Below are 8040 nucleotides of genomic sequence, written 5' to 3' on the forward strand. Positions count from 1 at the left end.
AAAGTAGTTCAGGCCAGCTGTGGTTAAGATATGAAATGCTACTTTCGAGCAGGCAGTATCAATAAGAATAGGTAGAAATTTCATTTTAAATGACAAATCTGTGCTGATCTCTTATAGTGCTTCTCGGAAGGAGAAATTCATGAAAAAGTTATTTGCTTTATCGCTGATGGTTGCTCTGGTCGGCTGTGCAGAGAAAAAACCTTTAACCCCTGAAGAGCAGTGGCATGGCTATTGTCGTAGTGTGGGGAATGCTGCACGGACCATTATGCTGGATCGTCAGAATGCGATCGAGAAAGAAAAGGCTGTTGAGCATGCCAACAAGATCGATGATGACATCACTCGCGGTTTTATCCTGAATATTATCGATGAAGTCTATGCACTTCCGGAACAGGAAATTAAGACCGATGTAGATGTAGCCCGTGAGAAAGTCCGCGCTGAATTTACTGAAAAATGTATCGCTACACCGCATGATAAAATGCCAGATTACAAACCGTTCTAAGGAACGGTTTTTTATATTTGAATGAAGCAAACTAAGGAATCTTCATTCAAATTAAATAGTGGTTTATAGGTATAAGAATATTCTTCTAATAATAAAAATAGCCTAAGCAATATTAAATATAATTTGTGACAATTGCTAAATCTAAAATATAGAAATGCTTATCTTTATATTGAATAATGAATTTAACTCCAAAGCCTTTAGGAGAACAATAATATGGACGTCGTGAAATATTTATATCACTCAGATCTGCTGTTAGAAGATGAAAAAGGATTGGCGATTATCGGTAGCGGACGCTATGTTCTGAGTGTAGGAGACAAGGTCGTGATTAAGCAGATCTTGGTGCAGGACAAAAAACGCTGTTTGGTCGAGATTTCCTTTGCCAGCAACAATCACAGTCAGACCTATGAAGATCAATGTGAATTAAAATTTGAGGGTTGTCGGGACGCTTTTCAGCAATATTTGAACTCGACGACAGTCCACTAAGGTGGAGTATCTTTTTCTAAGTAAATTAGGCAACATTGATGTTGCCTTTTTTATGTGTCGAATTTGGTTAAAAGTTGCCATATCTGTACTTAAATTATGCAAGGCGATGATGATTTGATTATTGAATGATCTTTATAAGCATCATTTAGTTATAAAATAATGAGCATCACAAAGAAACACTGTACTTGCATTAACTTTTAACTGGAATTTTAGTAAAATTTTAGAGTCCATATTATTTGTGAAGCTTTTATAAAGCAGGAATTCACAGGTAATTTTTTAAAAAAGAGGAATAACACCGTGCTAGAAGCTTACCGCCAACACGTTGAAGAACGTGCCGCACTCGGAGTCCCACCGAAGCCACTTGATGATGCTCAAACTGCTGCATTAGTTGAATTATTAAAAAATCCCCCAGCTGGTGAAGAAGCATACTTAGTTGACTTGCTTGAAAACCGTGTTCCAGCGGGTGTTGACCAAGCTGCATACGTAAAAGCTGCGTTCTTAGCTGCATTGGCAAAAGGCGAAGCGACTTCTCCACTAGTTTCTAAAGAACGTGCGGTTTACTTACTGGGCACTATGCTTGGTGGTTATAACGTTGCTCCTTTAGTTGAACTTCTAGAAGACGCAGAGCTTGGTGGTCTTGCTGCTGAAGCTTTGAAAAAAACGCTTCTTGTATTTGATGCGTTCCATGACGTAGCTGATAAAGCACGCGCAGGTAATGCAAATGCAAAAGCTGTTCTTCAATCATGGGCTGACGCTGAATGGTTCACAAACCGTGCAGACGTTCCAGAAGAAATCAAACTGACAGTTTTCAAAGTAACTGGCGAAACTAACACTGATGACTTGTCTCCAGCACAAGACGCTTGGAGCCGTCCAGACATTCCATTGCACGCAAATGCAATGCTGAAAAACGAACGTGATGGCATCAACCCAGAAGTTCCTGGTGAAGTTGGTCCATTAAACCAAATTAAAGACCTCATCGCGAAAGGCAACAAAGTTGCTTACGTAGGTGACGTTGTTGGTACAGGTTCTTCTCGTAAATCTGCAACTAACTCTGTACTTTGGTTCTTCGGTGACGAAATCGCTCACATTCCTAACAAGAAAGAAGGCGGTTACTGCTTAGGTTCTAAAATTGCTCCGATTTTCTTCAACACTATGGAAGACGCTGGTGCGTTACCAGTTGAAATCGACGTAGCAAACATGAACATGGGTGATGAAATCACTCTTAAAATCGACAAGGCTGCTGCTAAAGTAACTGCGTTCAAAGACGGTGCTCAAATCGCTGAAGCTGATCTTAAAACTCCAGTACTTCTAGACGAAGTTCGTGCGGGTGGTCGTATTAACCTGATCATTGGTCGTGGTTTGACAACTAAAGCACGTGAAGAGCTTGGTCTTGAGCCTTCAACTCTGTTCCGTACTCCAGTACAACCTGCTGACACTGGCAAAGGCTTCACCCTTGCTCAGAAGATGGTTGGTCGCGCTTGTGGTCTTCCTGAAGGTCAAGGTATCCGTCCAGGTACTTACTGTGAACCACGTATGACCACTGTTGGTTCTCAAGATACAACTGGTCCTATGACTCGTGACGAACTGAAAGACTTGGCTTGCCTAGGCTTCTCTGCTGACTTGGTAATGCAATCTTTCTGTCACACAGCTGCGTATCCAAAACCAGTTGACGTTCAAATGCAACACACGCTTCCTGATTTCATCATGAACCGTGGTGGTGTTTCTCTACGTCCAGGTGACGGTATTATCCACTCTTGGTTAAACCGTATGCTTCTTCCAGATACTGTTGGTACTGGTGGTGACTCACATACTCGTTTCCCAATTGGTATTTCATTCCCAGCGGGTTCTGGTCTTGTAGCATTCGCTGCAGCAACTGGTGTTATGCCACTTGATATGCCAGAGTCTGTTCTTGTGAAGTTCAAAGGTAAAATGCAGCCTGGTATCACGCTTCGTGACCTAGTACATGCAATTCCTTACGTAGCGATCCAAGAAGGTGACCTGACTGTAGAGAAGAAAGGTAAGAAAAACATCTTTTCTGGCCGTATCCTTGAGATCGACCTGACAGAAATGGAAACTGACCTGACTGTTGAGCAAGCATTCGAACTTTCTGATGCTTCTGCTGAACGTTCTGCGGCTGGTTGTGCGATCACGCTTTCTGAAGAGAAAGTTGCTGAATACCTGCGTTCTAACATCACTATGCTGAAGTGGATGATTTCACAAGGCTATGGCGATGCTCGTACTATGGCACGCCGTGTTGAGAACATGGAAAAATGGTTGGAAAATCCATCACTTCTTAAAGCTGATGCTGATGCTGAATACACTAAAGTGTATGAAATCGACCTTTCTACAATCACAGAACCAGTTCTTTGCTGCCCGAACGACCCAGATGATGCGAAACTTCTTTCTGACGTTCAAGGCGTGAAAATTGATGAAGTATTCATCGGTTCTTGTATGACTAACATCGGTCACTTCCGTGCAGCTGGTAAACTTCTAGACAAAGTACCTGGTGGTTCTTTATCTACTCGTCTATGGTTGGCTCCACCAACTCGTATGGACGAACACCAATTGATGGAAGAAGGTTTCTACAATACTTATGGTAAAGCGGGCGCTCGTACTGAAATGCCAGGCTGTTCATTATGTATGGGTAACCAAGCACGTGTAGCTCCAAACACTACTTGTGTGTCTACATCTACTCGTAATTTCCCGAACCGTCTAGGTCAAGGTGCTAACGTTTACCTAGCATCTGCTGAGCTTGCTTCTGTTGCTGCTGTATTGGGTAAATTACCTTCTCCAGAAGAATACCAACAGTACGCTGCTCAAATCGACAGCATGTCTGCTGACATCTATCAATACTTGAACTTCGACAAGATGAGCGAGTATACAGATGCTGCTAAAGACATTGATACTAAGAAAATTGCTGCTGCTCAATTAGCTTAATGAGCGAGGAGGAGAAAAGTCGAAAGGCTTTTCCCGAGCGCAAGGGTAAATCTATGATTTACTTTGAAAATTAAGCAATAAGTAGTTTAAGATAAGGGCTGAGTAATCAGCCCTTATTTTTTTGAGAATAATTATTAATGGAATTATCAAATTTATCAGTTTGGTTTTTTAGTACATTAGGTTCTACAAGTTTGCTTGTTGGCATTGGATATTTGTCTAAAGATATTATTTTTAAGTACTACGAAAAGAAAATTAATATTAAATTTGAAAAAGAAATGGAAGAATTTCGACAAAAAATAAGAGAAAAAGACAGTCATATAGCATTAATAAGTAATTATTTAACTGATTTAGAAACAAATCGTTCAAAAGTAAGAAATGATAAGCAATTAATTGCTGCGGAAGATTGTCTAAAATTAATAAAAGTATTTAATAAAACAAATTTCCTGATTCAAATACTAATAAGAATTAATTTTAAAAAAGTATATGCTGAAAAAAGAGAATTAGAATTACAAGGGGTTAGTGAGCAGCTATACCGTGACTGCAACATTGAAAATATTTTAAAAGAAATTAAAGACTTAAATAGTGATTTTATAGACCTTTATTTAGATCATCAAAGTTTAAATAGTTTGCGTATTTTTCAGGGAATAACAGTTACTGCAATAACATTAATAGCGGCTTTTAAAGACAAAACCACAGAATTTTTAAAAAAAGAAGATAAAGAGCTTGTTGAACTAATAATTAAAGACTTACCAAGTACTAAAAGTTCATTTGAGAAATATGGTGACGAGTATATGTTTATTTGGCACGACTATTTTTATGAGAAAACTTTAATCTCATTACGCAGTTTTGTTAGTGGTGAAAAAATCAATGATGATATCGTCAATATTCAAAAAATAACAATGACAACTAGAAAAATTTATAATAATTTACCTGATGATTTAAAAGTGCAAAGAAGTTGAAGTAATCAATGCCCAAACAATCCCGATTCCTCTGTATTGGTGGGTTTCTCAATGGAACCCAAGTCAAAGATCAAGGCGACAGTTTTATCTGTGTCGAAAATGGCAAACAAGTAACTTACACTAAAAAAGAAATCTTCCATCAAGACGCTTGGGATCATGATTACTATGTCTGTGAAACCACCACAGACCAGCAAGCGAAAAACTGGGTTTATGATATTCCATCGCATTGATTGCATCGATTTGGGCTGTAAATTAAACAATTACTAGAAACAATAACTTGCATAACATTTCTAAAATTGATTTTTCATACTATTTTCCTAAAACTGAATAGAAATAAAGCCAATAGGGAATGTTATGAATTATGAAATCGATGCCTTTGGCACCTTGGTGATTGCGGTTTTTTTTCTGTTTATTGGGCGGTATCTTGTTAGTAAAATTGGCTTCTTTAGAAACTATAACTTACCTGAACCTGTAATCGGTGGTCTAATCGCAGCGATTACAGCTTTTATTCTCTATAAATTTTTTAATATCAGTGCCACATTTGACTCAGAAATTCAAACCATTCTGATGCTGATGTTCTTTACCTCTGTGGGTTTAAGTGCAGACTTTACCAAGCTCAAAGAAGGCGGGAAATCGCTTCTGATCTTTCTGGTCTGCGTCATTCTATTCGTAGTTGTACAAAATGCGGTTGGCATGAGCTTAGCCACAGCACTTGGGCTTGATCCATTGATTGGTTTGATTGTTGGTTCTGTTACTTTAACAGGGGGTCATGGTACTGCCGGTGCTTGGGGTGAAGTGCTTGAAACTCAATATGGAATCCAAGGGGCAATTGTTCTTGGTATGGCCAGTGCTACTTTTGGTTTGATTATTGGTGGGCTTGTGGGTGGTCCGGTTGCCAAATTCCTGATTAAACGCAATCAATTGGCAGAGACAGTAGCGCAAGAGACCAATGAACAACAACTCGATACTAGCATCAACACCGCACCCTTCGAATATCCAAAGAAAACCCGGTTGATTACAGCCAGTAATGCAGTGTCGACTTTGGGGATGTTTGCACTATGTATTTTTGTTGCGAATGAAATGACAGAGATTAGTCAAGGACGATGGTTCGAACTGCCGACCTTTGTCTGGGCCTTAGGGACAGGGGTGATTGTACGTAACTTCCTAGAGCATGTACTGAAAGTTGATATTTTCGACCGTGCCATTGATGTATTTGGCAACGCGTCATTGTCCCTGTATTTATCTATGGCTTTACTGTCACTGCAACTCTGGTTGCTGGCCGATTTGGCAGGCCCGCTCATTACCATTTTGTTTGCGCAGACAGCGGTACTGATTTTATTTACCGCAATTGTGACCTTTAGAATCATGGGAAAAAATTACGATGCAGCCGTACTGGTAGCAGGGCATTGTGGTTTTGGTATGGGAGCAACTCCAACTGCGATTGCCAATATTCAGGCGGTCACCAATAGTTATGGTCCATCACATAAAGCATTTTTGATCGTACCGCTGTGTGGTGCATTTTTTATTGATATTGTGAATGCTGTGGTGATTCAGAGCATCATTGCATTTTTCGGTTAAATTTTAATACGACTTTAAAATCATATAGACATGAAAAAGCCCCATGGTTAGGGGCTAGTCGTATGCACATCTGAGGCACATACTGTAAGAGGCTCATCTCATACTGAGCGTATTAAAGCACATTAACCTGCAAATAACCATTTAAATCATCTTTAGGCAGATAACTGTTGCTCAATGACTGGCCATAAGTTTTGATGCGACTTCTTGAACATCAGCATATGGCCAATCCCTTTATGACCATATTCTTGGGGTTTTAGCTCAATCATTTCTGTGGCTGCTTTTGGATATAAGCGCAGCAAGTCTTTGACATTTGCTTGAGTGGCAATTTCATCATCTGAAGCCCAGATTGATGTGATCGGGCAGGTGATCTGGGCATGATAGTCATGTGCCGGTGAGATCTTTTTACCAATCGCATTGATGACATAACCCGGTTTACTACAAAATTCTGCCCATTCACGTGCCACATCTTTTGGCAGGTTTTCACCCATACCAATCGCTTGGGTTGGGCCATAGCCTTTAGTGATACGTGCCAATGGAAAAATGATATTGAACATCACTGGCGCTAGTAATTTAGTGCGACCCCTTAAACCTTTAACATGACCAGTCGATCCGGCAATTGCCACGACTTTTTCCACTTTGGCATAGTTTGGGACAATACCCAGCAGCTGTCCACCAGCACTATGACCAAGTAAGATGACCTTTGCTGCCTGAGTTTTAGCTAATAGCGCATCTATCGCAGCCGGAATGTCCAGTTGTCCCCATTGCACAATACTGGCTTTAGACTGCTTAACCGAACCTTTTAAAGATTCCCCAATACCTCGAAAATCAAATACCATTACGGCATAACCCTGAGCTTGCAGCCAACAGCTAAAAATATGATAAAACTGTTTGGTAATGCCAGTCGCAGGACAAATTAATATGGGAGATTTCTTACTTTCAGTCTCAGTGACTGGATAAAAACGTGCACTTAATTGATAGCCATCCTGGCACTTTAGAGTCAATGTTTCGAATTCAGACATGGGCTACACTATATTTTTGAATCAGAATGAATGCTTAAATTTACCTGACTTCTTCAAAGAAACTTGTTAAAACAATGACTAAAAAGTCAGTACGATGATAAAAACGGAATGAAAATATGCAGGGAATCGAACTTGATCCGGCAGTAAAGATCGCGATTATTTTTAGTGGAATATTCTTATGGATGGGGATGTTAACCGGGGTATGGAAATATTGGCAAATCCGCCAGTCTGTCAATTCACGGGCGCATTATTATGTGGATATTGCGCATCGCAGCAGTCTGCTTTATGCCCCTGCGACATTGATTCTGGCGGTATTGGCTTATTATTCAGCACTATCTTCGCAGATTAATTTGATCTGTGTATTGATCAATGTTCTCTTTTTCAGTTTCTCGATTGGTGCGTATATCTTGCATGGGTTTTTGAAAGATACCATTAATCAGTTTAAGCGACCGCATCAACTGGGTAAATTTCAGTTACCGGGTGTACTTATGACTTTGGCAATGTTAGGTTTAATTATTGCAGAATTAGGAGGAACAAGTGTGCTTCTTTATGGGGCGGCGGTCGG

The 8040-nt window shown here is 40.0% G+C and carries 8 protein-coding genes; 7 read left to right on the forward strand and 1 reads right to left on the reverse strand.

Annotated elements, in window-relative coordinates; all coding sequences use genetic code 11:
• Positions 1-139: 139 nt before the first annotated feature.
• The 6 genes from B4J23_RS02045 to gltS all read left to right on the forward strand — a co-directional run bounded on the left by B4J23_RS02045 (position 140) and on the right by gltS (position 6456).
• Entirely contained in the window at positions 140-499 is a 360-nt protein-coding gene (locus B4J23_RS02045) for a hypothetical protein (protein ID WP_291358624.1), read from the forward strand.
• Between the two features lie 213 nt (positions 500-712).
• Positions 713-982, forward strand: a complete 270-nt coding sequence (locus tag B4J23_RS02050; protein WP_005235947.1) for a hypothetical protein — start codon at positions 713-715, stop codon at positions 980-982.
• 297 nt (positions 983-1279) lie between these two features.
• Entirely contained in the window at positions 1280-3919 is a 2640-nt protein-coding gene (locus B4J23_RS02055) for a bifunctional aconitate hydratase 2/2-methylisocitrate dehydratase (RefSeq protein WP_248603367.1), read from the forward strand.
• A 137-nt stretch (positions 3920-4056) separates the two neighbouring features.
• Complete coding sequence (locus tag B4J23_RS02060; protein WP_291358625.1) at positions 4057-4878, forward strand: hypothetical protein; 822 nt, start codon at positions 4057-4059, stop codon at positions 4876-4878.
• An 8-nt stretch (positions 4879-4886) separates the two neighbouring features.
• Complete coding sequence (locus B4J23_RS02065; RefSeq protein ID WP_159123167.1) at positions 4887-5108, forward strand: hypothetical protein; 222 nt, start codon at positions 4887-4889, stop codon at positions 5106-5108.
• Positions 5109-5232: 124 nt separating this feature from the next.
• On the forward strand, positions 5233-6456 hold the full coding sequence (gltS, locus tag B4J23_RS02070; protein ID WP_104484060.1) for a sodium/glutamate symporter: 1224 nt from the start codon (positions 5233-5235) through the stop codon (positions 6454-6456).
• 152 nt (positions 6457-6608) lie between these two features.
• Here the strand turns inward: gltS and B4J23_RS02075 are convergent, their stop codons facing one another.
• Positions 6609-7475, reverse strand: coding sequence for an alpha/beta fold hydrolase (locus tag B4J23_RS02075; RefSeq protein ID WP_291358626.1), 867 nt, complete (start codon positions 7473-7475; stop codon positions 6609-6611).
• Positions 7476-7591: 116 nt separating this feature from the next.
• Here B4J23_RS02075 and B4J23_RS02080 point away from each other — a divergent pair.
• Positions 7592-8040, forward strand: a 449-nt coding sequence (locus B4J23_RS02080) for a hypothetical protein (RefSeq protein WP_291358627.1), incomplete at its 3' end; no start/stop codon positions are given.

It is taken from the genome of Acinetobacter sp. UBA3025, from assembly GCF_002367915.1.
GTDB lineage: Bacteria > Pseudomonadota > Gammaproteobacteria > Pseudomonadales > Moraxellaceae > Acinetobacter.

Coding starts and splice junctions, on each gene's coding strand:
- B4J23_RS02045 (WP_291358624.1), top strand. CDS start 140: ATGAAAAAGTTATTTGCTTTATCGCTGATGGTTGCTCTGGTCGGCTGT.
- B4J23_RS02050 (WP_005235947.1), top strand. CDS start 713: ATGGACGTCGTGAAATATTTATATCACTCAGATCTGCTGTTAGAAGAT.
- B4J23_RS02060 (WP_291358625.1), top strand. CDS start 4,057: ATGGAATTATCAAATTTATCAGTTTGGTTTTTTAGTACATTAGGTTCT.
- B4J23_RS02065 (WP_159123167.1), top strand. CDS start 4,887: ATGCCCAAACAATCCCGATTCCTCTGTATTGGTGGGTTTCTCAATGGA.
- gltS (WP_104484060.1), top strand. CDS start 5,233: ATGAATTATGAAATCGATGCCTTTGGCACCTTGGTGATTGCGGTTTTT.
- B4J23_RS02075 (WP_291358626.1), bottom strand. CDS start 7,475: ATGTCTGAATTCGAAACATTGACTCTAAAGTGCCAGGATGGCTATCAA.